This window comes from Vibrio sp. 10N.261.55.F4 (assembly GCF_041470465.1).
Classification (GTDB): Bacteria; Pseudomonadota; Gammaproteobacteria; order Enterobacterales; family Vibrionaceae; genus Vibrio; species Vibrio crassostreae_C.
Genome location: NZ_JBFRMM010000039.1, coordinates 18,921 through 43,438 on the forward strand (window position 1 = coordinate 18,921; position 24,518 = coordinate 43,438).

General features: G+C 45.0%; 27 protein-coding genes. 21 read left to right on the forward strand and 6 right to left on the reverse strand.

What is annotated here, in order from left to right:
• Positions 1 to 208 precede the first annotated feature (208 nt).
• The 9 genes from AB4249_RS17930 to AB4249_RS17970 all read left to right on the forward strand — a co-directional run bounded on the left by AB4249_RS17930 (position 209) and on the right by AB4249_RS17970 (position 6,902).
• Positions 209 to 838, forward strand: a complete 630-nt coding sequence (locus AB4249_RS17930; RefSeq protein ID WP_372056395.1) for a PepSY-associated TM helix domain-containing protein — start codon at positions 209 to 211, stop codon at positions 836 to 838.
• A 71-nt stretch (positions 839 to 909) separates the two neighbouring features.
• Positions 910 to 1,428, forward strand: coding sequence for a DUF2271 domain-containing protein (locus tag AB4249_RS17935; protein ID WP_017062545.1), 519 nt, complete (start codon positions 910 to 912; stop codon positions 1,426 to 1,428).
• Between the two features lie 100 nt (positions 1,429 to 1,528).
• Positions 1,529 to 2,371 carry a DUF4198 domain-containing protein gene (locus AB4249_RS17940; protein ID WP_372104201.1) on the forward strand — a complete coding sequence of 281 codons (843 nt, stop codon included), beginning with the start codon at positions 1,529 to 1,531 and terminating at the stop codon, positions 2,369 to 2,371.
• A 115-nt stretch (positions 2,372 to 2,486) separates the two neighbouring features.
• Positions 2,487 to 2,822 (forward strand): hypothetical protein, encoded by a 336-nt coding sequence (locus AB4249_RS17945; RefSeq protein ID WP_061030894.1) that lies wholly within the window; start codon positions 2,487 to 2,489, stop codon positions 2,820 to 2,822.
• Positions 2,819 to 3,415, forward strand: a complete 597-nt coding sequence (locus AB4249_RS17950) for a DUF6162 family protein (RefSeq protein WP_372104204.1) — start codon at positions 2,819 to 2,821, stop codon at positions 3,413 to 3,415. Before AB4249_RS17945 ends, AB4249_RS17950 begins: the two co-directional genes overlap by 4 nt.
• Positions 3,416 to 3,431: 16 nt before the next feature.
• On the forward strand, positions 3,432 to 4,367 hold the full coding sequence (locus tag AB4249_RS17955; RefSeq protein WP_372104206.1) for a metal ABC transporter solute-binding protein, Zn/Mn family: 936 nt from the start codon (positions 3,432 to 3,434) through the stop codon (positions 4,365 to 4,367).
• Positions 4,367 to 5,101: a metal ABC transporter ATP-binding protein gene (locus AB4249_RS17960; RefSeq protein WP_372104209.1), complete on the forward strand. Its 735-nt coding sequence runs from the start codon at positions 4,367 to 4,369 to the stop codon at positions 5,099 to 5,101. The genes AB4249_RS17955 and AB4249_RS17960 overlap by 1 nt, the downstream gene beginning before the upstream one ends.
• Positions 5,101 to 5,976, forward strand: coding sequence for a metal ABC transporter permease (locus AB4249_RS17965; RefSeq protein ID WP_017070974.1), 876 nt, complete (start codon positions 5,101 to 5,103; stop codon positions 5,974 to 5,976). The genes AB4249_RS17960 and AB4249_RS17965 overlap by 1 nt, the downstream gene beginning before the upstream one ends.
• 2 nt (positions 5,977 to 5,978) lie before the next feature.
• Entirely contained in the window at positions 5,979 to 6,902 is a 924-nt protein-coding gene (locus tag AB4249_RS17970; RefSeq protein WP_372104212.1) for an ABC transporter substrate-binding protein, read from the forward strand.
• Between the two features lie 129 nt (positions 6,903 to 7,031).
• Here the strand turns inward: AB4249_RS17970 and AB4249_RS17975 are convergent, their stop codons facing one another.
• Complete coding sequence (locus tag AB4249_RS17975) at positions 7,032 to 7,241, reverse strand: DUF2986 domain-containing protein (RefSeq protein WP_372104215.1); 210 nt, start codon at positions 7,239 to 7,241, stop codon at positions 7,032 to 7,034.
• 97 nt (positions 7,242 to 7,338) lie between these two features.
• Here AB4249_RS17975 and AB4249_RS17980 point away from each other — a divergent pair, with 97 nt between their 5' ends.
• Together AB4249_RS17980 and AB4249_RS17985 are read left to right on the forward strand one after the other, a co-directional pair.
• Entirely contained in the window at positions 7,339 to 7,854 is a 516-nt protein-coding gene (locus AB4249_RS17980; protein WP_372104218.1) for a GNAT family N-acetyltransferase, read from the forward strand.
• Positions 7,855 to 7,856: 2 nt separating this feature from the next.
• Positions 7,857 to 8,252: a nitrous oxide-stimulated promoter family protein gene (locus tag AB4249_RS17985; RefSeq protein WP_372104220.1), complete on the forward strand. Its 396-nt coding sequence runs from the start codon at positions 7,857 to 7,859 to the stop codon at positions 8,250 to 8,252.
• 103 nt (positions 8,253 to 8,355) lie between these two features.
• Here AB4249_RS17985 and AB4249_RS17990 read toward each other — a convergent pair whose 3' ends face one another.
• Complete coding sequence (locus AB4249_RS17990) at positions 8,356 to 9,753, reverse strand: MATE family efflux transporter (RefSeq protein WP_372104223.1); 1,398 nt, start codon at positions 9,751 to 9,753, stop codon at positions 8,356 to 8,358.
• Between the two features lie 50 nt (positions 9,754 to 9,803).
• Here AB4249_RS17990 and AB4249_RS17995 point away from each other — a divergent pair, with 50 nt between their 5' ends.
• Complete coding sequence (locus tag AB4249_RS17995; protein ID WP_136978232.1) at positions 9,804 to 10,697, forward strand: helix-turn-helix domain-containing protein; 894 nt, start codon at positions 9,804 to 9,806, stop codon at positions 10,695 to 10,697.
• A gap of 136 nt (positions 10,698 to 10,833) precedes the next feature.
• Here AB4249_RS17995 and AB4249_RS18000 read toward each other — a convergent pair whose 3' ends face one another.
• Entirely contained in the window at positions 10,834 to 11,985 is a 1,152-nt protein-coding gene (locus tag AB4249_RS18000) for an MFS transporter (RefSeq protein WP_029235229.1), read from the reverse strand.
• Between AB4249_RS18000 and AB4249_RS18005 the strand changes: the two genes are divergently transcribed.
• Complete coding sequence (locus tag AB4249_RS18005) at positions 11,957 to 12,196, forward strand: hypothetical protein (RefSeq protein WP_017060129.1); 240 nt, start codon at positions 11,957 to 11,959, stop codon at positions 12,194 to 12,196. The two genes, AB4249_RS18000 and AB4249_RS18005, sit on opposite strands and share 29 nt — an antisense overlap.
• Before the next feature lie 57 nt (positions 12,197 to 12,253).
• Here the strand turns inward: AB4249_RS18005 and AB4249_RS18010 are convergent, their stop codons facing one another.
• Positions 12,254 to 13,279, reverse strand: coding sequence for an AraC family transcriptional regulator (locus tag AB4249_RS18010; RefSeq protein WP_372104226.1), 1,026 nt, complete (start codon positions 13,277 to 13,279; stop codon positions 12,254 to 12,256).
• 369 nt (positions 13,280 to 13,648) lie between these two features.
• Between AB4249_RS18010 and AB4249_RS18015 the strand changes: the two genes are divergently transcribed.
• Both AB4249_RS18015 and AB4249_RS18020 read left to right on the forward strand, forming a co-directional pair.
• Positions 13,649 to 14,683, forward strand: a complete 1,035-nt coding sequence (locus AB4249_RS18015; RefSeq protein ID WP_372104229.1) for an AMP-binding protein — start codon at positions 13,649 to 13,651, stop codon at positions 14,681 to 14,683.
• Entirely contained in the window at positions 14,676 to 16,355 is a 1,680-nt protein-coding gene (locus AB4249_RS18020) for a GMC family oxidoreductase (protein WP_372104231.1), read from the forward strand. The genes AB4249_RS18015 and AB4249_RS18020 overlap by 8 nt, the downstream gene beginning before the upstream one ends.
• A gap of 103 nt (positions 16,356 to 16,458) precedes the next feature.
• Here the strand turns inward: AB4249_RS18020 and trxC are convergent, their stop codons facing one another.
• Positions 16,459 to 16,893: a thioredoxin TrxC gene (gene trxC / locus AB4249_RS18025; RefSeq protein WP_243584760.1), complete on the reverse strand. Its 435-nt coding sequence runs from the start codon at positions 16,891 to 16,893 to the stop codon at positions 16,459 to 16,461.
• 122 nt (positions 16,894 to 17,015) lie between these two features.
• Between trxC and AB4249_RS18030 the strand changes: the two genes are divergently transcribed.
• From AB4249_RS18030 to AB4249_RS18050, 5 genes are all read left to right on the forward strand, one after another.
• Positions 17,016 to 18,113 carry a ketoacyl-ACP synthase III gene (locus AB4249_RS18030; RefSeq protein ID WP_017067864.1) on the forward strand — a complete coding sequence of 366 codons (1,098 nt, stop codon included), beginning with the start codon at positions 17,016 to 17,018 and terminating at the stop codon, positions 18,111 to 18,113.
• Between the two features lie 22 nt (positions 18,114 to 18,135).
• A complete protein-coding gene (locus AB4249_RS18035; protein ID WP_029235379.1) occupies positions 18,136 to 18,600 on the forward strand; it encodes a GNAT family N-acetyltransferase in 465 nt (154 codons plus the stop codon).
• Between the two features lie 97 nt (positions 18,601 to 18,697).
• Entirely contained in the window at positions 18,698 to 19,930 is a 1,233-nt protein-coding gene (locus AB4249_RS18040; RefSeq protein WP_102394371.1) for a glycosyltransferase, read from the forward strand.
• Positions 19,931 to 20,132: 202 nt separating this feature from the next.
• Positions 20,133 to 20,594 carry a YeeE/YedE family protein gene (locus AB4249_RS18045; protein ID WP_010429747.1) on the forward strand — a complete coding sequence of 154 codons (462 nt, stop codon included), beginning with the start codon at positions 20,133 to 20,135 and terminating at the stop codon, positions 20,592 to 20,594.
• Entirely contained in the window at positions 20,594 to 21,037 is a 444-nt protein-coding gene (locus AB4249_RS18050) for a DUF6691 family protein (RefSeq protein WP_372104234.1), read from the forward strand. The genes AB4249_RS18045 and AB4249_RS18050 overlap by 1 nt, the downstream gene beginning before the upstream one ends.
• A gap of 163 nt (positions 21,038 to 21,200) precedes the next feature.
• Here the strand turns inward: AB4249_RS18050 and AB4249_RS18055 are convergent, their stop codons facing one another.
• Positions 21,201 to 22,076, reverse strand: coding sequence for an endonuclease/exonuclease/phosphatase family protein (locus AB4249_RS18055; protein ID WP_017064569.1), 876 nt, complete (start codon positions 22,074 to 22,076; stop codon positions 21,201 to 21,203).
• A gap of 303 nt (positions 22,077 to 22,379) precedes the next feature.
• On the opposite strand from AB4249_RS18055, the gene nrdD reads away from it, so the two are divergent.
• A complete protein-coding gene (nrdD, locus tag AB4249_RS18060) occupies positions 22,380 to 24,500 on the forward strand; it encodes an anaerobic ribonucleoside-triphosphate reductase (RefSeq protein ID WP_102394372.1) in 2,121 nt (706 codons plus the stop codon).
• Positions 24,501 to 24,518 lie beyond the last annotated feature (18 nt).

A 24,518-nucleotide genomic window follows, 5' to 3' on the forward strand; every position in this document is an offset into this window, starting at 1 on the left:
TGACCCTGTTATCAATAACCTCTAATAAAACGAATCAAATCCCTTTAGTACACGTTAGCAAGAATATGCATACAGTTCGATTACTTCCCATGTAATGTTATGTAAATTTCCTTACGCCACTCGGCAAACGTAAACAATGTAAATTGAATGCCAATACGAATGATTATCAACTAAATTGTCGCCATAAAATTTATAGGTATTGGTTTGTATGTCGTTAAAAAGTAGGGCGGTTCAGTCATGGGCTCGTCGACTTCATGTTTATATTTCTATGGCGCTTCTGTTCGTGGTTCTTTTTTTCTCAGTAACCGGTATCACCCTGAACCGACCTGAGTTATTTGAATCAAGCCAACCCAATATCCAACGCTCTACGCTAACGCTTCCTACAAGTTTATTTACGGTTCAAGACGGACGTTTAAAAGCTGACGAGACAGCCTTTGAAACGTTTCTGTTCGAAGAAGCCAACCTCTCCGGCGTTCCTTCTGGTTTGGACATCTATGCAGAGATTGAAGATGGTGAGTTGCTCATCGGTGAGGTATCTATGGACTTCAAAGGACCCGGCTACAACGCTTCCGTTTTTGTTGACGTTACGTCTGAGTTTGTAGAAGTCGAAACCACGAATTACGGCGTTATCGCATTGTTGAACGATCTGCATAAAGGTCGTAACAGCGGTGAAGTATGGAAATGGTTTATCGATATCACTGCGCTATTGATGATCTTCTTTGTGCTTACTGGCGTGTGCTTACTGTTACCTAAGAAAAAGACGCTTAATACTTCCATCAAATGGACGGTGTTTGGGTCTGCAATCTCACTTGCTATCTATTTTGTCGCCGTGCCTTAACGCTTGATTCGATTGATGAATCGGATTGAAGAGCGAACTTAAGGTTAAACGGATTTAAAAGGTTGTTAAAAATGAAAAAAATGAACTGGAGCAAGGCGCTTCTTGCTTTATCTCTTTTGCCAAGCCTAGGTATGGCACAAGCGATTCCTGATACGGCAAAACTGGATGTCAGCTTTGAGCTTCCAAAGATTGATACCTCTATGTATGCACGTCCTTATGTGGCGGTGTGGGTAGAGAATAGCGAACGAAAGTCAGTGAAAACCATCGAGCTTTGGGTCGGTAAAGACGAATGGCTTAAGGATCTGCGCAGCTGGTGGAGAAAGGTTGGCCGTTACGATCGTGAACTGGTTGATGCTGTGACGTCTGCAACACGTCCTGCTGGCCAGTACCGTTTCGTGTGGGATGGTAAGAGCGACAGCGGTGAAACGTTAGAACAAGGCGAGTACACGGTTCATATCGAAGTGGTTCGTGAACACGGTGGCCGTAATTACCTTCGCCAAAAAGTATCACTCGCAGATTCAAACATATCTTACGAATTAAAAGCAACGGAAGAGACGGGTGAAATCACCCTGAACTACATCGCTAAATAGTAAGTGCGAACAGTAAAACCAAGCTGAACAGAATAGACAGTGGTCATCGTAGGCTCAGATAGAGCGACACGGCTAACAATTATAAATAATGGAATTGAACATGATGAAACAGACAAAAATCAAAGCACTTGCTCTAGCGGGTGTGATGGCATTCGGCCTAGCAGCAACGACAACGACAACGGCACAAGCTCACCCACGTTGGATTTTGCCATCTCACTTCACTGTATCTAAAGAAGGTGGTGATTGGCTAACGTTCGACGTTACTGCGTCTCATGGTACGTTTGTTTTTGATAAGCCTGCTGGCAGCGAAAATGCTCATGTCATCATGCCAGATGGCCGCAGCGAGCGTCCTAACTTCGTTATTCGTGGCAAGCGTCGTTCAATCTTCGACTTCTATTTTGAAGAAGAAGGTACACACAAAGTGGCGATCAACAACCAGCCGTCTTACTACACGCAATACAAAGCGGGTCGCCGTGACACGGTGAAGTGGATTAAAGCAAACAAAGCTGAGCGTGACTCAGTTCTGCCTGAAAAGTCACGTGACGTGGTAACACAAATCAGCTTCACCCGCGCAGAAAGCTACATCACGGTAGGTAAGCCAACGGATTCAGTGTTCAAAATTGAAGGCAAGCTTCTAGAAATGAAGCCTGTGACACACCCTTCAGATATCGTTGAAGGCGAACCTGTGACATTCCAGTTCTTCTACAACGGTGAAATCCAGAAAGACGTGAAAGCGGAGATTACTCGTGAAGGTACGCTTTACCGCAACCACCAAGAGCAGATTGATGTGGTGAGTGATGAGAACGGTGAAATCACGTTTACTCCAGACGTAGCAGGTCGTTACGTAATGAAAGCGAACTACAAAGGTGAGTTGATTGACAACCCACTGGCAGACAAAGCAAGCGCGAACGTTCACCTAACGTTCGAAACACTGCTTCAATAATCTGTGCTATCGGGGCTAGGTTCCTGATTAAGCAACCAAAAGCTTAAGGGCTCATTTGAGCCCTTTATCGCTCAGTTTATTACTGAGAATTTGCACTGTGGCTAGGGTACGAACCATGACAATAAAAACAAAACTTAACACTTTAATGACTCCTTGCTTAGCATTGGGACTTGGTTTCGCTGCATTACCTGCGCAAGCACACTTTCCACTGATGAGCTGCTGGTTTGAAGGTAAGACTGTTGCTTGTGAAGCGGGTTATTCGGATGGCAGCAAAGCGATTGATTACGCAGTTGAGATGTACGATTACGAAGACAACTTGATTGCAAAAGAGATGACAGATAAACGTTCTATCGTTGAATTCCCACATCCTGACACTGAGTTCTACCTTGTGTTCGATTCAGGTCATGAGTTTCCAGTTGAAGTTGATGTTGTAGAGATCAGTGAAAAATGATGATTCAAAGCGTACGTGCTGATACGGGCGGCAGAGAGGGCAAATGGGTAGGGCTGATCATTGTGTTCATCCTTTGCTTTGCAACTGTCGCAATCCCATTTCATCAGGCAGAATCCCACGTTAAAGCAGTGCTTGATCATCAAATTCTAGTGACTGATGTTGAACAAGAAAACTTGGCGATGCTATCAGAGCTGCGTTTGGCTCATGAAGAAATTCGTGATCTGCGCATGGACTCAGTTGGCGAATGGCCAAGTGTTGCATCACTTAAAGATGAATGGGTTGCCCCGTTTGTAGAAGATCAGAGTTGGAAGCGCAAAGGTTCTCATGCTTGGGTACTGGACGAGCGTGGTTATTACTTTTCTACTCCAAGTGAACAAGCTACATCTAGTGAATATGCTGCACAAAGCGATCATGGTTTTGCGGATTCCTTTATTTTAAATGCGAACAGCGTTTCTCCTGAAATCTGGATCTTCTTGGGCGGTGTAGCGAAACAGCCCGCTACTTTTGACCAACACACGCTAGAGTCTACGGGTTGGAAAATGGTCGTGAACGAATCAGAAATTGAACAGCATCATGAAAGCGATGCTCACTAATAATAAGAGAATTACTATGCGAATTATGACTCTGTTCATGTCGTTATTAGCGGTGTTCATGGCACCCAATGCATTGGCAAAAGAATATAAGATCGACAGCAACAAGCTGACGATTGGTATCACACTTCAACCTTACTACAGCTACGTGAAAGCCGTGGTAGGTGACAAAGTGAACATTCTTCCTTTGGTTGACGCAGGTTTCAACCCACATAACTACTTACCACAACCCAATGATTTAAAACGATTGAGCCAAATGGATGCAATCGTAGTAAACGGTATTGGTCACGATGACTTTGCGCTTAAAGTGATTTCAGCAGCGCAACGTGATGACCTAGTCGTGATCGAAGCAAACAAAGAAGTGCCTCTACTTCCTGCTCTTGGTCAGTCTGTTGGTCAAGGTGCCGTTAACCCACATACCTTTGTTGGGCTTTCGACAACAATTCAAAAGGTTTACACCATCGCGAGTGAGGTCTCTAAGCTCGACCCTGACAACGCGGCTTTTTATCGTAAGAATGCACGTAAATACGCAAAGCAATTTCGCTTTATGAAGCGCGATGCGATGTTGTCATTAGGTGAGTTAGATACTTCAGGTATGAAGGTGGCGACCACGCACAATGCGTATGGCTACATCCTTCAAGAATTTGGTGTGGATGTTGCGGCGGTGATTGAGCCTGCACACGGTGTTGAACCAAGTGCGAGCCAGTTGCAAGAAACGATCGAAAAGATCCGCGCATCGGGCATTGACGTGTTGTTCTACGAGCTAAACATGCCAAACCGTTTTGTTGACACGATTGAAGCGGAAACGGGTGTTCAGCTTTACCGTTTCTCTCACATGACGCATGGCGAATATGAATACGACAAAGTCGAAGTTGAGATGCAGAAGAATCTCGAGACATTAATCGAAGCAATGAAATTTGCGGCGGCGAACCAAGCTAAAAGCGGGAACGCATAATGTTAGGTCCATCGATTTCAATCAATCAACTCGGTCTGCAATATGACAACAACGTCATTCTTGACGATATCTCACTAGAACTTAAAGCGGGTGAGTGCCATGTAATCATGGGGCCAAACGGCGGTGGTAAAACCTCTCTGCTACGCTCTGTTCTTGGTTTGACGCCTTTCTCTGGGCAAATCAATATTCATTGGCCAGAAAAGCCAAGTATCGGTTACGTTCCTCAAAAAGCGGCCTTCGAATCGAGCTTACCCCTGACGGTAATGGATTTCGTGTTGCTTAACCAAACTCGAATTCCGCTATTTTGGCGTCGTAAGTCTAAGCAATTGGATCTTGCACTCGCACAATTAGATCGCGTTGGTATGGCTACTCGTAGCGACCGCCGCATGGGACAGTTATCGGGTGGTGAGCAGCAACGCGTGCTGTTTGCCCAAGCGCTATTAGATAACCCAAGTCTACTGGTGTTGGATGAACCAACCACGGGTATGGACGAGCAGGGCGTTCGTTATCTTGAATCGTTAACTCGTGAATGTGTTAGTGAAGGTCGTACGATCCTTGCGGTACACCACGATGTCACGGCAGTGCGTCGACTCGAAGCGAACGTACATGTTGTGAATCGATTCTTGGTTGATAGTGGCCCACACGAACAAGTCTTACACCCAAGTAAAATCGAGAGCCTGTTCCAGCACTACAGCAGTGGCTCTGCGATGACCAAATCGAAGGAGGTTGCTTAATGGATTGGTTACGACAACTAGCCATTAGTGGCGTGGAAGCGGGCTGGTTATCAGACAGTTTCATGTATGCCTTCATGGTCAATGCTTTGGTTGCAGCGTTACTACTTGGTCCTCTGTTAGGTGGTCTGGGTACTTTGGTGATTGCCAAGCGTCTGGCTTTCTTCTCAGAAGCCGTCGGCCACGCAGCGTTAACCGGTATCGCTATTGGTGTTTTGCTTGGCGAGCCACCAGAAAACCCAATTATTGGTTTGTTTAGCTTCTGTATGATCTTCGCTCTGCTTCTTCACTTTGTAAGAAACAGGACCAACGTTCCATACGATACCTTAGTGGGTGTTTTCCTTGCGCTAGCGTTGGCTGTGGGTGCGGCGTTACTGATGTATGTTGCTCGTAAGATCAATATCCACATGCTTGAAAACGTACTGTTTGGCTCGATTCTTACGGTAACAGACCAAGACTTAGCGATTCTCGCAGGTAGTTGCGCGATCATCATCTTGCTCTTGATACCGACATTCAACCGCATTCTCCTGACTTGTATCAGCCCTGATATAGCTAAGGTTCGTGGTTACAACACCAGCTTTTACGATTACTTGTTTGTCATGATGATCACCTTAGTGACAATTGCGGCCGTGAAGATCGTAGGTGCAGTTCTAGTGGGTGCGTTATTGTTGATTCCAGGTGCGACCGCTCGCTTGTTAACTAAACGCATGGGCAGCTTTGTATTGCTGTCGGCATTACTGGCAACAGTCGCGTGTTTAGTTGGAACCGTCTTACCTATGGAATTGAAACTACCAGTACCTTCGGGCGCTTCGATCATCATCGTTTCAGCGACATTTTTCCTAGCGGCAACGCTATACCGGATTATAAGAAAGGCATAATCATGACCTCTTTAATTAATCGTATCTCAAGAACAGTGAAGGCTATTACTAAAGTTGGTGCCGTTAGCAGCCTATGGTTGGCCGGCTCAATGGTGTCTATCAGTGCTAATGCCGAGGATATCCTTACCAGTACGCCTGTGACTTATGCTTTGGCGACAGAGCTAACCAAAGGCACAGACATTACCACCGAATATCTGCCACCAAAGCGCTACGGCATTGATCGTCTGCCAAACTGGTTTGGTACTAAAGGCGCAAGCAAAGTCCTTCAATCCGGCGAAAAGGCGACCGTAGCATTAACGCTGTCATCTATTTGGCAAGCTGATCCTACATTTGTATACGCAAGACAGGGCAATATCCGTTTGGTTGAAGTGGATGCGGCTCAAGCTATTACACCGCGCGCGCAAGGTGTAGCTGCGCTGACGTTATCAAATGGTGAAGTGTCTAAATACGCGTGGTTAAACCCAACCAATCTAACGCGTATGGCGGCAATTGTGGCTGAAGACTTTAAGTTGTTGTGGCCTGCGCAAGCTGAAACGATTGATAGCAACTTACAACGTGTGATGTTGGATGTTCGTGAACTGATCAACAAGCAGCAAGCAGTATTGCTCGACAATGACGTAGATTCAGTATTGTTGCTTTCAGAAAGCTTGGAAGATTTCGCCTCTGGCAGCCAACTGTTTGTTGAAGAACGCATGTTCAAAGCTGAACTGGAATGGACAGAGCAGGACAAAGCGAAGCTTAAAGCGATGTTTTCAGAAGACGATGCTCTATGGTTAGTGACAGCAAAAAAGCCTACGACTTTGATTAAGTCACTGGTGCCTAATGAGCGAATTCTTGTTGTTGACTCGGTAGACCGTTGGGGAAGAGCAGGGGTTAATGCAAAAGCGCCGTTCGCACGCTGGGAAATTGAACCTTTTAAAGGTTAATAAAATAGCTAAGTCGATAGATTAAAACGGTAGGATCAAAAAAGCAGCCCAAATAGAGGCTGCTTTTTTTGTTCTTGTCTACAGGCTCTGATCTGAGCGCTGAGCAAGAGTATCTCGTGAGTCAAAAGCTTACTCTGCAGCTTTTGTCTCATCAGTTTCGATACCAGCTTCTACAGATCCTTCTGCTTGTTCTAGAGCGGCTTTCGCTTGTTCTTCAGCTTCCATTTTTGCACGGTCAGCTTTAGAGATGTAGCGAGGCTTGTTGCTACTATGCAGTTTAGAATTCGCCTGTTTCTGCTTTTTTTTTAGAATTTGATTGATTTTTTTCTTACGGTTCATTGCTGCATAGCCTTGTATTTAGTTTAGGCGGTGGAGGATAATCATTTTAGCTCTAGAACTCAATATTTACATGGTATTCAGCAAGGAAAATATCACTATGCAGTCAGTCGAGACCGAACGTTTAAGATTAAGAATGATCACACCTCAAGATGCGGCGTTTATTCAACGACTATACAGCTCAGAAGATTTCCTGCGTTACATTGGTGATAAGGAAATCAACGACACTGAAAAGGCTGTCGAGTACATTGAAAACAACATTCTTAAGATGCATGAAGAGAAGGGTGTCTGTTTGTTGATGGTTGAAATCAAAGAAACTTCAACGCCAATTGGTATCTGCGGATTAATAAAAAGAGACACCTTAGCGTCGCATGATATTGGCTACGGGTTTGCTCCTGAGTTTTATGGTCAAGGCTTTGCCCAAGAAGCCGCGGAGGCGATAATTGAACAAGCTAATCATAATGCTGATATCGATCATTTAGTTGCCATCACAACCTCTGATAACATTCGAAGTATCGCACTACTGACTAAGTTAGGTTTTGTGTTCGAACGAGTTGAAGAGGCGATTAATGAAAGCGTCAATCTCAACCTGTACGGTCTCTCATTAGGTAATTAATCATGTTCCAACATAACAACATTCTACAAGGCGAGCTCGAGACGGAGTACAGAACCGTTATTGCGATGGTGCACATCTACTGCAAAGATCACCATGGTGCGGTTCGTCAGAATAACGCGTTATGTGAAGAGTGTGAGCAACTGTTGCGTTATGCAGAGACAAGACTTGATAGATGCCCTTATGGCGAAGCAAAGCCGACCTGTAACAAGTGTCCGATTCATTGCTATAAGCCTGACCCGAAAGAGCAAATGCGTTTGGTGATGCGTTATGCTGGGCCAAGAATGCTACTCAAGCATCCTATTTTAGCGATCAGGCATTTGATTCATGAGAAACGGAAAGTGCCAGAGAAGCCACTGCCGAACGTGTCTAATCGCCATATCCGAATGACCAAGAAGTAACTGGCGCGTTAAATCAATTACCGACGAAACGAAAAAGGTCTGATTTCTCAGACCTTTTGGTTTTATAGTCGATGTCTAAACCTAGAACCTTGAACGTAAGAGATTACGCTGCTTGAGGCTCTTCGTAGGTAACCGTCAGGTTATTGATCCAGCGTCGGCTCAAGTATCGGTGTGAACAGATGGCCAGTTTCACCACTTCTTCTACCAGCATCAGACCATAGATGTATTTGAAATCCCACCCAGCGACAAATGCGCCGTAAACACACACTGGAATCCCAACCATCCACATCGCGATGAAATCCATGCGTAGGCAGAATGCATTGTCACCACCAGCACGAATAATGCCGTTGATGATCACCATGTTCAGCATGCGAATTACGACAGCAAAGCACATGATCATCATCGCAGGTGAAGCAAGCGGGTATAAAGCGTCTTTGGTCAGGTTTAGCCATGACAGAACGTGCTCTTTACCCATAAACAATAGCAAGCCTACAACCGCACCAAAACCAACCACGGCTTTGATGAACGTCAGACCCATACTCATAGCGTCATCAAACTCATCACGACCGAGTGAGTGACCAAGCAACACGGAACACGCTACAGAAATACCAAAGAATATCGAGTAACACAGCGACTCAAAAGGCGCGAGCATAGAGAACACAGCAAGTTCCGTTGTGCCCATGTGACCGAAGATCATTTGGTATGCCATAGTACCCATTGCCCATAACACGGCATTCATCGTTAGTGGCAAAGCAATACGACGGTAAGATAGCCACAATGATGGACGATGTGGTGAGCTAGGCGTGGTTAACAACCAATGTTTACGCATGCGCATGTAGCTATACATCAAGCCGACTTGAATTGTGCGAGCGAGTGTCGTCGCTAGTGCTGCACCTGCTACGCCCATAGCGGGAATACCAAAGGCACCTTTGATTAGAACGAAGTTAAGCGCAATGTTGAGTGCAATGGTCACCGCGCCTAATAGCAGCGGGGTTACGGTGTCACCTGATGAGCGCATGCTTGCTTCTACCACGACGACAATGTGAGTCAGCAGTAGAACGGGGAAGCCATACCATAGGTAAGTCGCGCCAAGTTCAATCACGGTTTGATCGCTGGTTTGCAACATCATTAAAAACTGAGAACCAAGAGTGATGATTGCAGTAACAGGCAACAGAACTTTTAAGCCAAACACCATCGCGATAGATGATACTGTTCGCGCGCTTTTTCGGTCATTCTTTCCCCAGTATTGAGCGACTAATGTTCCATTTGCTGAGGCCAACCCTGCCATAATCATAATAGCAACGAAGTGCCATTTTGATGCAATTCCCACAGCCGCAGCTGCTTCCATACCATAATCACTGACCATTAATACGTCAGCAAGGGCAAGAATAGCGACAAGCGCACTTTGCAAAGCAACAGGCAAACCAAGTTTAACGATACGAGGTAAGATGCTCTCTGGCTTGTTATTCATAGATGAGTTAGGGTTGATGTTAGTTGTCATAAGTTCTCCGATTTATGGCAGAACTATAGTGATTTGAGCGAAGTAACAACATGTTTAAAAAACAACAAAACCTGTGCAAATCCGTCATTGATTCAATGAGACCAAAATCAACTTGGCATGATGATGTTTTTCTCGCTGAACAGTGTAAAGAACGTTTTTTGACCGTTGAAGATATTCCAGAGATGAAAAGCTTTGGTGTCTATATGGGCGGCATGGCGAAGCTATATGATGGCTACTGGGTTGAGCGCGAATCCGTTAATGTTCATACGTTGATTTTCACTATGGAAGGTGGCGGGATTCTAACAACCGCAGCATCGGTCAAAGCGATTACGCCTTATACACTCGTGGTGCTTCCTGCTGAAACCCCATTTCGTTTTGAACTCGATCCTCAATATAATTATTGGAAAATGGCGTGGATGTTGACGCCTGACACTAAGCAGTGGCAGCACATTGCAAGTTTAGGTCAGGGGGTTGTGCCTTTTGGAGAGTGTGAGCAGATCTGGTCATTAATGAACTTGGTTTACTTTGAGATAGGCGGCAGAGCCAGTTACCGTAAGTTACTCTTGAGTGAGATTATTCGAACGTTGACGGGGTTTGAGCCTAAGTCGACCAGCACCACTGCACGTGTTCAAGCGCTCTATAACGAAATTGAAAGTAGTCTGCACCAGCCATGGACAGTGGCAGGGATGGCCGAAAGAGTGTTCATCAGTGAAGAGCAGCTCAATCGAGTCACCAAGACGCTATTTAACCTGTCGCCACGCAGTAAATTGATTCAATTACGCATGGATAAAGCCACCAGCCTGTTGAAATATCAAGATTGGTCAGTTTCTATGATTGCTAATCGCTTGGGCTACAAAGATCCTTATAACTTTTCGCATCGCTTCAAAAAGCATTTCGGTTTATCACCAAGCCAATACCGTAAAAGCCATCGAGGTCGCGGTTAGCATCTTGCACGATGAAATGAGAAGTGTGGGAGAAGAAGGTTACATATAGGCATGAGTTGAAAAGGGCCCTTCGCTTAGACATGAAGTCTTAACTCGGAGCCCTAATGACACGTATCTGGTGTCTGTCTATTTAAGCTTACTCGCCTGCAATCTGTAGGTGAGAGCGCTTTAGGCTAGCAATCAACATGTAGATCGTTGTAGCAAGTAGAGACGCGAACAGGTAAGTGAACAATCCTGCTTGTGAATCCATAAAGCTGTCTGCAACGATTGGTCCCGCAACAGAACCGATGCTGTAGCAAAGTAGCATGATTTGAGTCACTGACACCAAGTAGCTTGGGTCAAGGTTACGGCAACCTAAGTTAATCGCGATTGGGTATAGCGCAAATGTGGCCATGCCTAATACGAACAAGCTCATGCCTAGTACGTAGAAATCGTGATTGATAGTCAGCACACCAATGCTTGCAACCCCTAGCAGGCAGAACAAAGCCATTAATAACACTTGTCCTACGTGGTGAGATAACCAAGTCACCATTGGCTGTACAGCCATACCACCCATGATAACCAAAGCCATCAAACCACCAATGTCTTCGTGTGCAATGTTACGTTGAGCAAGTTCAACTGGCATCAAGCCGTAAATCGCACCTAGCGTTAATCCGGAAACAATGCAGCCAATTAGCGCGCTGTGGCTTAATTTGCTGATCTGCTTTAAAGACAAAGATTGCGCATCGTGGATCTGTGGTGGAGTTGCTTGTCCGTACATCAGCACAATGATCGCACCAAACAGAAGGGTGAACATTGCGATGAAAGGTACGCCACCAGTAATACCTAGGTAACCGATACCAAGCTGACCAACTGCAGAACCGCCGTACAGTGAACACATGTAGATAGCGAGACGTTTTGCGCGTTGTGACTCGTCGCCGCTCATTAGCCAAGACTCTACAATCACGAAGATACCTGCAACCGCCACACCAGCCACAAAGCGAGCTAGTAGCCATACTGCTTGGTGTGGGATCAATGGCAATACAAGGATCGTTGCGATGAACACACTCAATGCGATGACGAACGCATCTTTGTGGCCAACACGCGCAATGGCACGTTCAATCAATAATGTACCAGCCAGTAGACCTGCATAGAATGCACTCGCCAACCAACTCGATAGATCTTTGTCTAAGCCATACTCAGACAGCATTAATGGTAATGAACTCATTAAGTAGCCTGAAGCGATCGCGTAAAAAGACAATGCAATAACAGGAACAGTTATGCGAGTTGTTGGTTGGATGTTGTCCAATGCAGGAGCCTCTGATAGTAAAAGAAACGATGAATTTTCCGCGACTATGGGGGAGAAACTGAATTGGGTAAAACAAATAAAAATGGTCGTTAAGATAAAAGAAATTTATCGACCAACTAAACTAAAATACGGTTGCGATATTTGGTGGTTTGGCGAGATTTTATGCGGGCAAAAAGTCGTTAAGCCGTTGTTCATTGGTGGTTTAATTTAGAAAAAGATTGCAGCGTGATTGTCTTTTTATGATTTGGATTGAGTGGGATTTTAAGTGTTAGACCGTTTCTTTACGGTATTGACGTGGCGAGCTTCCACTCCACTTACGAAAGGCATGTCGAAAGTTAGCGCTGTCTGAAAATCCAACGCGCTCAGATATCTCTTCAATGCTCATTTGAGTTGAAGAAAGGTAGTGCCGGGAAAGGTGAAAACGAACGTGGTCCAGTATCTTCTGATAGCTCGTATCCGCTGCTTTCAGGTGACGACGCAGAGTTCGAGAAGACATGCCCAGTTCTGAAGAAATGGATTCTATAGAAGGGTAACATCCTGGCCTTTCAATCAGCATCTGAGAGACTTTCTCTTTGAGGCTACTGGGTGCACTGACTTTTGCCAACATGTCATCACACGATTTTAAGCACATCTGTAAAGTGATGGGGTTGGCGGTAGGAAGAGATGAATACAAGGTGGTTGCGTCGAACTCCCATTCAAGCCGGTCACTATTGAATTCAACCGGGCAGCGGAAAATCTCTGTGTATAGATCGCCGTATTCAGGTTTTGGATAGGGGAAGCGGAACACTTGAGAAGGAAAGGGCTGCTGTAAGACCTCTTCGCACAAACTGTGTATCGCTGCGAACCAGTATTCACAACAAAAGGGCAGTAAAGAATCGAGTTCGATAAGTTGCTCTGCGCGAAAGTAACCAATGTTGTCTTCTACAGACATGGTTTTCCTGAGGACAGGGCCAGCAAGTTGCAGATACTTAAACCCGATTAAAAAGGCATCGAGTAGTGTTTCGCTGCTAAACACCGCATAACCGAGCACGCCGAAATCGCTGAACCTCGCTTGTTGGCCAACTTTAAGCCCCAATCCGTCTTCGTTGGAATTCGCTAACGCATTACTGAACACAGCAAGCTTTTGCGCCAAAGTGATGTGTGTATCGGGTGTGTTGAGTTGGAGAGCATCGATGTTACTGCCTTCGAGCAACTCTTCGATACTGAGAACAGGCGACAGGTAACGATGCAGCAACTGAAGATCCAGAATGCCGAATGCTTGCATGTCGGGTTCGTAAACTGCGGTGTATTCCATAAGCTGCCTCTTGTTGAATATCGATATCTTAACCGAACTTTTAACATTTACGCCTGTTGCTTGTTCTCACTTTCGCAAGCTTGTTCCAAATTTTGGTTTATGTGTGCAAGGTTTTATTGGGCTAGCGCAGGCTGTGTCCGAATATCACCGGTTTTTGTCTTTTTGAAACCTGTTCGAAATGTTATCGAAATGTTGTAATTTATTGGGCTGCACATTGGAGCGTCTCAAACATTTTGCTCAATAACGACTCTTATCTACATGACACACCAATGTGCAGGCTCGTGATGACAAGAAAGAGACTTATTACAACGATTAGAACGTCTACGGTGACCGTCACAAACAGGTCTAAGCCGCACAAGGAGATCATGGATGCACAATCTTGCTGTTAATTTGGAGCGTAGCGCTTCGCTTTTTCCAACTAAAGCCGCTCTGCGTATGGGATCGGATGAAATCATTTTTTCTCAGTTAGAACAACTTTCTGGAAACGTGGCTGCTAACTTGAAAAGACTTGGGTTGCAGAACGGAGATAAGGTAGCGTTGTCATGCCCGAACGTGACTTACTTTCCGATAGCCTATTACGGGATTCTAAAAGCGGGTTGTGTAGTCGTGCCTTTGAACGCGCTATTAAAGGCGGGAGAAGAGTCTTCTGATAGTTTAGAAAACACAAGCAAACGCTCTGAACAGGTTAAACACAGCTTGAGGTTAGGTGTTTCTGGCGGTGCTTCTATGCCGCTTGAGGTTATACGACAGTTTGAATCTCGTTTTGAATTACCAGTCTTAGAAGGTTATGGGCTCTCGGAAACGGCGCCGGTTGCGACCTTTAATCATATTGATGGCGATCGTTTATCGGGTAGTGTCGGTCAGCCTTTATGTGGCCACCTCATCAAGATTACTGATATACAAGGCAACTCTGTCGCTATGGGTGAACTCGGCGAAGTCTGCATTAAAAGCCCAAGTGTGATGAAAGGCTATTATCAAAGGCCAGAGGCGACAGCTGAATCTATTCGTGATGGTTGGTTCTTAACGGGACATATCGGTCGCGTCGATGAGCATGGCAATTTGTTCATTGTTGACCGTGTTAAAGACATGATTATTCGTGGTGGGTACAACGTTTATCCACGTGAAGTCGAAGAAGTGTTGATGTGTCACCCCGATGTCGAAATGGTCGCGGTGGTAGGCGAGCATCATGAACATTTAGGCGAGGAGATCCACGCGCATGTGGTTCTTCACGAACATACGCAATGTGATAGTGCCGCCTTGATAGCATGGTGTCGTGAGCAACTCGCCGACTACAAATACCCGCGTAAGGTATTCATTCGTAAAGCCTTACCCATGACAGCAACCGGAAAAATCTTGAAGCGTGAGTTACACCCACTAGAAATAGCGGAGATGGCAAATGGATAGTTATGATTTTATTATTGTTGGCGGTGGTTCAGCTGGGTGTGTGATGGCTTCTCGGCTGTCGGAAGATCCTGATGTGACGGTTTGCTTGTTAGAAGCGGGTGGTAAAGACACCAGCCCATTCATTCACACACCCGTTGGCGTGGTGGCGATGATGCCAACCAAACTCAATAATTGGGCATTCGAAACGGTTGAACAGCCGGGTTTGAACGGTCGTAAAGGTTATCAGCCTAGAGGTAAGACACTTGGCGGTTCTAGCTCTATCAATGCCATGATGTACGCTCGTGGACATCGCTATGACTACGATAGATGGGAAAGCTTGGGCAATGCTGGCTGGAACTATGAATCCTGTTTGCCTTACTTTAAGAAAGCAGAAAACAACGAAGTCCACCAAGATGAGTTCCATGGCCAAGGTGGTCCTCTTAATGTGGCCAATCTTAGATCGCCAAGCCCTATGTTGGAACGTTATTTAACGGCGTGTGAATCGATAGGTGTACCTCGCAATGAGGATATTAACGGCGCTGCTCAGTTTGGGGCGATGCCGACGCAGGTAACACAGTTGAATGGCAAACGATGCAGTACTGCTAAGGCTTACTTAACGCCAAACCTTTCACGATCGAATCTCACGGTCGTGACTAAAGCCACCACACATAAGGTTTTGTTTGAAGGCAAGAAGGCGATTGGTGTTGAATATGGTTCTAGCGGAAAGCGTTATCAGATACGATGCAACAAAGAAGTGATTCTTTCCGCTGGCGCGTTTGGTTCTCCCCAATTGCTGTTACTGTCTGGTGTCGGTGCTCAAACTGAACTAGAGACACATGGAATCGAACAGGTTCATGAATTACCTGGAGTGGGCAAGAACCTTCAAGATCATATCGACTTAGTACATTCGTATAAATGCAGTGAAAAGCGTGAAACTTTTGGTATCTCGCTGCAAATGGCCTCTGAAATGACCAAAGCCTTACCACTATGGCACAAAGAACGCCGCGGTAAAATGAGCAGTAATTTTGCAGAGGGAATAGGCTTTCTCTGTTCCGAAGATCATATCGCTGTACCGGATTTAGAGTTTGTATTTGTGGTCGCTGTTGTAGATGACCATGCTAGAAAAATTCATACCAGTCATGGCTTTACATCTCATGTCACCTTATTGCGACCGAAGAGCTACGGCACCGTAACGCTCAATAGTAATGATCCCTATGATCCGCCTAAGATCGATCCTGCGTTTTTCAGTCATCCTGAAGACATGGAGATCATGATTAAGGGCTGGAAGAAGCAGTATCAAATGTTAGAGAGTTCCGCGTTTGATGATATCCGAGGCAATGCTTTCTACCCTGTGGACGCCAGTGATGACAAGGCTATCGAGCAAGATATTCGCAATCGTGCAGACACTCAGTATCACCCGATCGGGACCTGTAAAATGGGACCTAGTAGCGATTCTTTAGCTGTGGTAGATAAAGATCTCAAAGTTTATGGATTGGATAATTTGAGAGTCATTGATGCTTCTGTGATGCCGACACTGATAGGGGCAAACACCAATGCACCAACCATTATGATTGCTGAGAAAGTCGCAGATCAAATCAAACAGCAATACGGGTTTGGCAAGCAAGAATCTAATATTCAAGCGAAAGGCGAAGCTGTAGTTTTATTCAAGAAGTTAAGTGATAACCATAAATAAAACAGTAGGTTAGATAGTCTTGATTTGGTAAGACTCTCTAACCTATTTTTGTGTGCTTACTTAGAACAAAGCAAAAGCTAATTCAATCGCTTAAATAATAGTGTTACTTGGTTAGAGCTTGATTAAGCCATTGATCAAATTGACCTTTTGGTAATGCACCGTTAATCGTATCGACACGTCTGCCATCTTTAAACACCATCACCGTGGGAATACTTCTGATTTGGTACATCGCGGCAAGCTGTTGCTGAGCTTCAGTATCAATCTTAACGAATCGAACATCTCCAGAGCGCTCTTTTGCAACGTCGCTGAACACAGGTGCAAAACCCACGCATGGGTTACACCATGTCGCCCAGAAATCGACAACCACAGGCTGTGAACTGTTCAAGATAGATTGGAAATTAAGTGACGTTCCCTCGATAGGAGCGCCATCGAGCAATGCTGTTTTGCATTTACCACAAGTTGGGCTTTCTGAAATTCTTTCTGAAGGAACTCGGTTTACGCCATTACAAGAAGGGCATCGTGTGTTGAATGTAGACATAACTTTCTCTTTTTATTGTAACTCCGTTGCTAACGCGATTTACGAATCACGCACGGAGCGCTTATACTGTTTAAAACTAGAATACGATACTCAAATAAAAACAAACAATAAACAGGTAAATGATGACAAAATTTTACGCTGAAATTACGGGCTGGGGAAAGTGTCTGCCACCAGCCGTGCTATCCAATGATGATTTAAGCACTTTCATTGATACGTCTGACGAGTGGATTCGTACTCGAACTGGTATCGAAAATCGTCGTATCAGTCATGTAAATACCTCTGAGCTAGCGACCGTTGCTGCTCAACATGCAATGGCGTGTGCTGGTTTAACAGCCGAAGATATCGATCTTGTGATCGTAGCGACGTGCAGTCCAGACTCTCTTATTCCAAATACCGCGTCTAAAGTTCAACAGAACTTAGGCATCAAGAGCGCAGCAGCTTTTGACCTTAATGCAGCGTGTACAGGCTTTATCTACGGTGTTGAAACAGCAACTCGATTGATTCAAGCGGGCAACTACCGCAATGCGATCGTTGTGGGTGCAGAGCGTCTTTCATTCTTCATCGACTGGACCAAGCGTGATACTGCGGTTCTATTCGGTGATGGCGCTGGCGCTGTGGTTTTATCGCGTACTGAAGAACAAGTGGGTTTACAAGAAGCTCAAATCGGTTGTGACGCAGAGGGCCGTGACATTCTAGCAGTACCAAAATTCGGTACGTCTATGGACCGCTTTGCTGCTGATAACGGTTACTGGGATTTTGATTTCGTTGGTAAAGAGATCTTCAAGCGTGCAGTGAAAGGAATGGGCGCTGCAGCACATACAGTATTGAGTCGCACTGGCATCTCAACTGAAAACATCGATGTTGTGATCCCGCACCAAGCGAACATCCGAATTATTCAAACTCTGTGTGATATGGCGGGCATTGAACGTGAGAAAGCGTTTGTGAACATTCAAAACTATGGCAACACGTCGGCTGCGACTGTGCCAATTGCATTGTGTGAATCGTTAGAGCAAGGCTTTGTTAAACCGAACTCAAACATCCTTGTGGCGGCATTCGGTGCCGGTTTAACTTGGGGGGCAGGCCATATTAAGTGGGGTAGCCGTGTTGATCCGTTAGGTCAATCGGACGCTAAGCTTCCAGAAGCAGATAGCTCGGCATTAGAACTTCTAGAGAAAGCCATTTTACACTGTAAAACGCGTCCTAATTCTGAGAATGAGTAGCAGCATGGCGCAAGTTCGTTTTATGACAGAAGCCGACCTCGATGGAGCGGCTTTAGTTCACCAAGCTACTTTTGTTCGACAGCAAAACTCAAAAAATTGGTTACAATGTAACTTAAATGCTGCGCCACGCTTTCTTAACTTTGTTGCTGAAAGCGATGGCGAGATTGTCGGCTACATTATTTGGGTTCAAAAGAGTGGGTTTAGGCCTGAAGCTGTTTTGGAGCTAGAACAACTTGCTGTGTTACCGAGTGCTCAGGGGCAAGGATTGGGCAAAAAGCTGATTCTAGACTCTTTGCCTCAAGTGAAGCAGAAGCTATCAGAGCAGGGCTCGACACTAAAACATGTATTAGTGACCACCAGAGCAGATAACTTTGCACAAAAGCTCTATCAGTCGACATTGGGCGCTCAAGTCGAAACCACGATTTCAAACTTTTACTCAGCCGATGAAGTGCTTATGATAGCTCGCAATGTAGGTGAACGAATCTGATCGCTGAGTTCTTAGAACCATTATTATCAGCGGCATAACTCGATTAACGTTTTATTAGGGGCTTCTGTGGCCCTTTTGTTATTTCTTAGGAAGTATTTTGAAGAAAGTTTTAGCAATTGGCTACGTTTGGCCAGAACCGAATTCATCGGCGGCTGGCAGCCATATGATGTCTCTTTTACGTCTATTTAAGAGACAAGGTTGGTCAGTTGAATTTGCAACACCCGCTCAAGAAACCGAGCACATGATTGATCTCTCTGAAGAGGGCATCACAAGCCAATCTATACAGTTAAATTGCGATAGCTTTGACGATTACATTGAAGAGCTGCAGCCCGATGTTGTGATGTTTGACCGTTTTATGATGGAAGAGCAATTCGGCTGGCGCGTCGAGAAGGTATGTCCCAATGCCTTTAAGCTACTGGATACTGAAGATTTACAATTCCTACGCAATGCTCGACATGAAGCTGTTAAGAAAGAGACAGAGTTAACGAAAGAGCACCTGTACAGTGACTTGGCGAAACGTGAAATCGCTGCAATCCTGCGCTGTGATCTTTCGTTGATCATCTCAAGTTACGAGATGGAATTGCTCCAATCTGAGTTCAATATCGATCCAAAACTATTACATCACCTGCCGTTCATGGTTGATCTCAACACGTTGCCTGAAAGTACGAAAAGCTTTGAAGAACGTAAGCATTTCATGACGATAGGTAATTTTAGACATGCGCCTAACTGGGATGCAGTGCTTCAGTTACAGAAGATTTGGCCGAAGATTCGTAAGCAGTTGCCTGATAGTGAACTTCATATTTACGGATCTTATCCGCCGCCGAAAGCAACCGCTTTGCATAATCCAAAAACCGGTTTCCATATCAAAGGTTGGGCTAAAGATGCTCAAGAAGTGATGGAAGATGCACGTGTTTGTGTTGCGCCATTACGTTTTGGCGCTGGCATTAAAGGCAAGTTACTTGATGCGATGAAGCTGCAAACTCCGAATGTAACCAGCGAGATCGGCAGTGAAGGCATGCTACCGCAAGGTGAACTGCAATGGCCGGGTGCAGTGTCAGATGATATTGATGAGTTTGTTGAACAAGCTGTCGCTCTTTATAAAGATGAAAAGAAATGGCTTAAAGCTCAAAGCCAATGTCATTCAATTCTTGAAGCGCACTATGAACAGAATCAACTGGGCGACAAATTGATCGAGCGACTGACTGCGCTAGGTTCTGAGCTTGATGCGCATCGACTGAATAATTTCTTTGGTTCAATGCTTAAGCACCATAGTATGGCGAGCACTAAGTACATGTCGCAATGGATTGCTGAGAAGAACAAGGTCAAATAGCTGTTCTTTACCAAAGACAGAATAAATCTTAAGCCCTTAGGTTAACACCTAGGGGCTTTTTTCATGCAGGGCGCTTGTTAATTCCAAACTTACAAAACGACACATACTCGCAGTACATTAGCATTGACTAATTTATATTTATTAGTAAACTCTAATTTATAGGTTGTTATGAGTTTATGATGTTTGTGGATAGGAGAGGTTTGTGCTTAGTTTGATTCCTTGGGATGCTTTTTTCGGCGGCATGTTGTTAGGCGTGTCGGCCATTGTTTTAATGTTGGGGATTGGTCGAGTTGCTGGCATTAGTGGCATTGTCAGCCGATTATTGCCAACTGGCACCAGCAACAAAGAACGTAAAGATGCGGATACAGCAAACACCGAAAAACACTGGCGTATCGCCTTTGTTGTGGGAATGGTCGCAAGTGGTTGGCTATTAATTCCGACGGGCTACCAACTTCCGCAGTTAGAAGAGATGAATCTCGCTTTAGTGATTATTGCTGGCCTTCTGGTGGGCTTTGGTACTAAAACAGCGAACGGTTGTACTAGCGGGCATGGCATTGTCGGAATGGCGCGTTTATCTAAACGTTCTATTGTTGCGACCTGTGTATTTATGGGTGTGGCAATCGTAACCGTGTTTATCAAGAATCTGACTGGCTTGGGGGCATAATGAAAAACGCTTCATTTACTATCGTTATCGTTATCGTTATCGGTTTGGTCGCAGGTATTCTTTTTGGCTCTGGCATGATCATCTCAGGGATGGTTGATCCTGAGAAGGTACTCGGCTTCTTAGACATTACCGGTAACTGGGACATTAGTTTGGCATTCGTCATGGGTGGCGCGCTATTGGTCTTTGCACCGTTTTATCATCTGGTCATTAAAAAGCGCGCTAAAGCCATCAATGGCGAGCCGTTAGATAGCCGTAACAATCCGTTGATAGACAGAAAGCTGATTCTTGGATCTACAGCGTTTGGCTTAGGCTGGGGGATTGCAGGCTTTTGCCCAGGCCCTGCGGTAACCAGCCTAAGTGGCGGCAACCCGACGGTGTGGGTGTTTATGATAAGCATGCTGGTGGGAATGTGGCTGGCGGATCGTATGAACAAAACGTGTTAGTAGCAAGCTTATAGCTGATTACATTGGCTTTGACGTTATCCGTTCTGAGCTGACCAAGCATAGAGGTTGACTCGCTTTCAGCACGAAAGTCAGTCAGCCTCTTTCTATATTTACTGTTTCTATTATTTTCAGTTATCTACAATCTGTTGTTATCTAAAATCTACTATTTAATAGTCGTTGAAACTGGGCAGTGGTCACTGAGTTTGTAGTCCAGAACATCTTGTGTTTCAAATACCTTCTGCTTTGCAGGAGAAGCATTTAGCGACTCACTCACCACAATATGATCAATAACAGAGCGGAACTGATGTGTGCGATAATTGTTGCGGTTAGAGCGTACCTTACAATCTGCACGGGTCTTTCGTGTCGCTAACTGCGCATCAGTATATTGTGATAACTCTTTCCACATCCAATCTCGTGAGTAAGCGAGGTTATGGTTAAAGTCGCCAAGAATGGCGTAGTCTTCGTTATTGCGCTCTCTTTGCTTTATCCACTTGTTCAGTTGCTGAGCTTGCTCTTTTAAACGAGAGCAATCGCGGTTGGACTTATACGCTCCGCTACAACCTGCCTTTAAATGCACAGACAACATGTGAATGGGTTTAAAGTTTGTTTCTACAACGATATAGCTGGCAAACCTAAGTTTACTGTTGGATGTGGTTTCAAGCGGAAAGTCAGCGTAGTCGGTGAGGGCTACTCCTTTACGAACTGCAAATCCCGTGTATTGGTTCACTTCTTTAAATTGGCGGTTGCTGTTCTTAGATAGTGCCCGGTCAGACATCAATATCTTGTATTGATCACCAGCCACACGCTGAATGGCATTTACGTTATCGACTTCTTGAAACGCAACCACGTCTGCGTCTAAGGATTGAAAATAAGTTGCGAGTTTGTCGAAATCAGCTTGATCACGTTTGTCAGAAAACTTATTCACAGCCTCGTTGGTTGATAACCATTCGATATTCCAACTGGATATGGTCAAAGGTTCAGCAAATGTCTGGCTACTGAGTAAGCAGCCTAACATTATCCAGTTTTGAAGTCGTTTCATGCCAAATATCCCTAATTTTGTCTGCCAATATTGATGAGCCGTTATCCTACAACACTTACCAAAAATTCAACTCTTTTTAGGAGTTTTTTTATTGTTACATTGTTTCTTTTCGACTTGAGAACTAGCGTAATAATATTGAATTGATCTTAGTCAGCGTTCTCTTTTTATTGATCCAAATCAATACTCAAAGTTGGTGGTTCTCGTTAAATACGCCACAATATCTAGTGTTAGTTAAACGATAAATCGCTCTATATAGTGTGTTTGTGGATAAGTCTGTGAATACCTCAAGAGTAAGGAGAAGTGGTGAAATCAATCGTAATCAAGCGTGATGGCTCAAGAGCTCCATTCAGTAGAGATCGCATCCAAGCTGCAGTGGAAGCAGCATCAGACAAAGCCGATAAGGAAATTGCTATTTATGCACTGAATGTGGCATTAGCAGTTGAGTTGAAGCTCGAAGACTACGATGAAGTTCATATCTCTGAAATTCAAACCATGGTCGAGAACGAGCTAATGCAGGGACCATACAAGTCTCTGGCTCGTGCCTACATTGAATATCGTCATGACCGCGACATCGCCCGTGAGAAGCAAAGCGCTTTAACTCGTGAGATCGAAGGTTTGATCGAAGAAAGCAACGTTGATCTAATCAATGAAAACGCGAACAAAGATGGCAAAGTAATCCCAACTCAGCGTGACCTGCTGGCGGGTATCGTGGCTAAACACTATGCGAAAACTCACATTTTGCCACGTGATATCGTACATGCTCACGAATGTGGTGATATTCACTACCACGATCTAGACTACGCACCGTTCTTCCCAATGTTTAACTGCATGCTTATCGATCTGAAAGGCATGTTAACGCATGGCTTCAAGATGGGTAACGCGGAAATCGACACACCTAAGTCTATTTCTACGGCGACAGCGGTAACCGCGCAGATCATCGCGCAAGTGGCGAGTCACATCTACGGCGGCACAACGATTAACCGCATCGATGAGGTTCTTGAACCTTACGTTATGGCGAGCTACGAGAAGCACTTATCGCTAGCGAAAGAGTGGGACATTCATAGCCCAGAAGCTTTTGCTATCTCTCGCACAGAGAAAGAGTGTTACGACGCGTTCCAATCTCTGGAGTACGAAGTAAACACGCTGCACACCGCTAATGGTCAAACACCATTCGTGACGTTTGGTTTTGGTTTAGGTGAAAGCTGGGGCTCGAAATTGATTCAGCAATCAATCTTGAAAAACCGCATTGCAGGTTTGGGTAAGAACCGTAAAACAGCCGTGTTCCCTAAACTGGTATTTGCGATCAAAGATGGTTTGAACCACCAGAAGCAAGATCCAAACTACGACATCAAGCAATTAGCGCTAGAGTGTGCGTCTAAGCGTATGTACCCAGACATTCTTAACTACGACAAAGTAGTAGAAGTGACAGGGTCATTTAAAACTCCTATGGGTTGTCGTAGCTTCTTGAATACTTACGAAGAAAATGGTGAGTTGATTCACGAAGGCCGTAACAACTTAGGTGTTGTTAGCTTGAACTTGCCACGTATTGCGATTAACGCAAAACAAGATATGGCTAAGTTCTACGAACTGCTTGATGATAAACTCAAGCTGGCTCGTCGTGCATTAGAAACTCGTATTTCTCGTCTAGAAAACGTGAAAGCACGTGTTGCTCCAATCCTATACATGGAAGGTGCATGTGGCGTTCGCTTGAAAGCAGACGACTCTATCGCTGATATCTTTAAGAACGGCCGTGCTTCTGTTTCTCTTGGTTACATTGGTATCCACGAAGCAATGACTGCGCTTTACGGTACTGACGTTCACCTGTACGACGATGGCGAAATGCGTGCTAAAGCGCTTGAGCTGGTGGAGTACATGAAGCGTGAAGTGGAATCTTGGACGAAAGAGACAGGTTACGCATTCAGCCTATACGGCACACCAAGTGAAAACCTATGTAGCCGTTTCTGCAGCATCGACACCAAAGAATTTGGTGTGATTGATGGTGTGACAGACCGTGGTTACTACACCAACAGCTTCCACTTAGATGTGCAGAAGACAGTGAACCCATACGACAAGATCGATTTCGAGATGCCTTATCCTGAAATTTCTAGCGGTGGTTTTATCTGTTACGGCGAATTCCCGAACATGCAGAAGAACATCGAAGCACTAGAAAACGTATGGGATTACAGCTACACACGTGTTCCTTACTACGGCACTAACACACCGATTGATGAGTGTTACGAATGTGGTTACAACGGTGAGTTCGACTGTACAAGTAAGGGCTTTACGTGTCCTAAATGTGGCAACCATGACTCAACCAAAGTATCGGTGACGCGCCGTGTTTGTGGTTACCTTGGTAGCCCAGATGCACGACCATTTAACTTCGGTAAGCAAGAAGAAGTTAAACGCCGCGTGAAGCATCTTTAGTAAGCTCTAAGATTATTA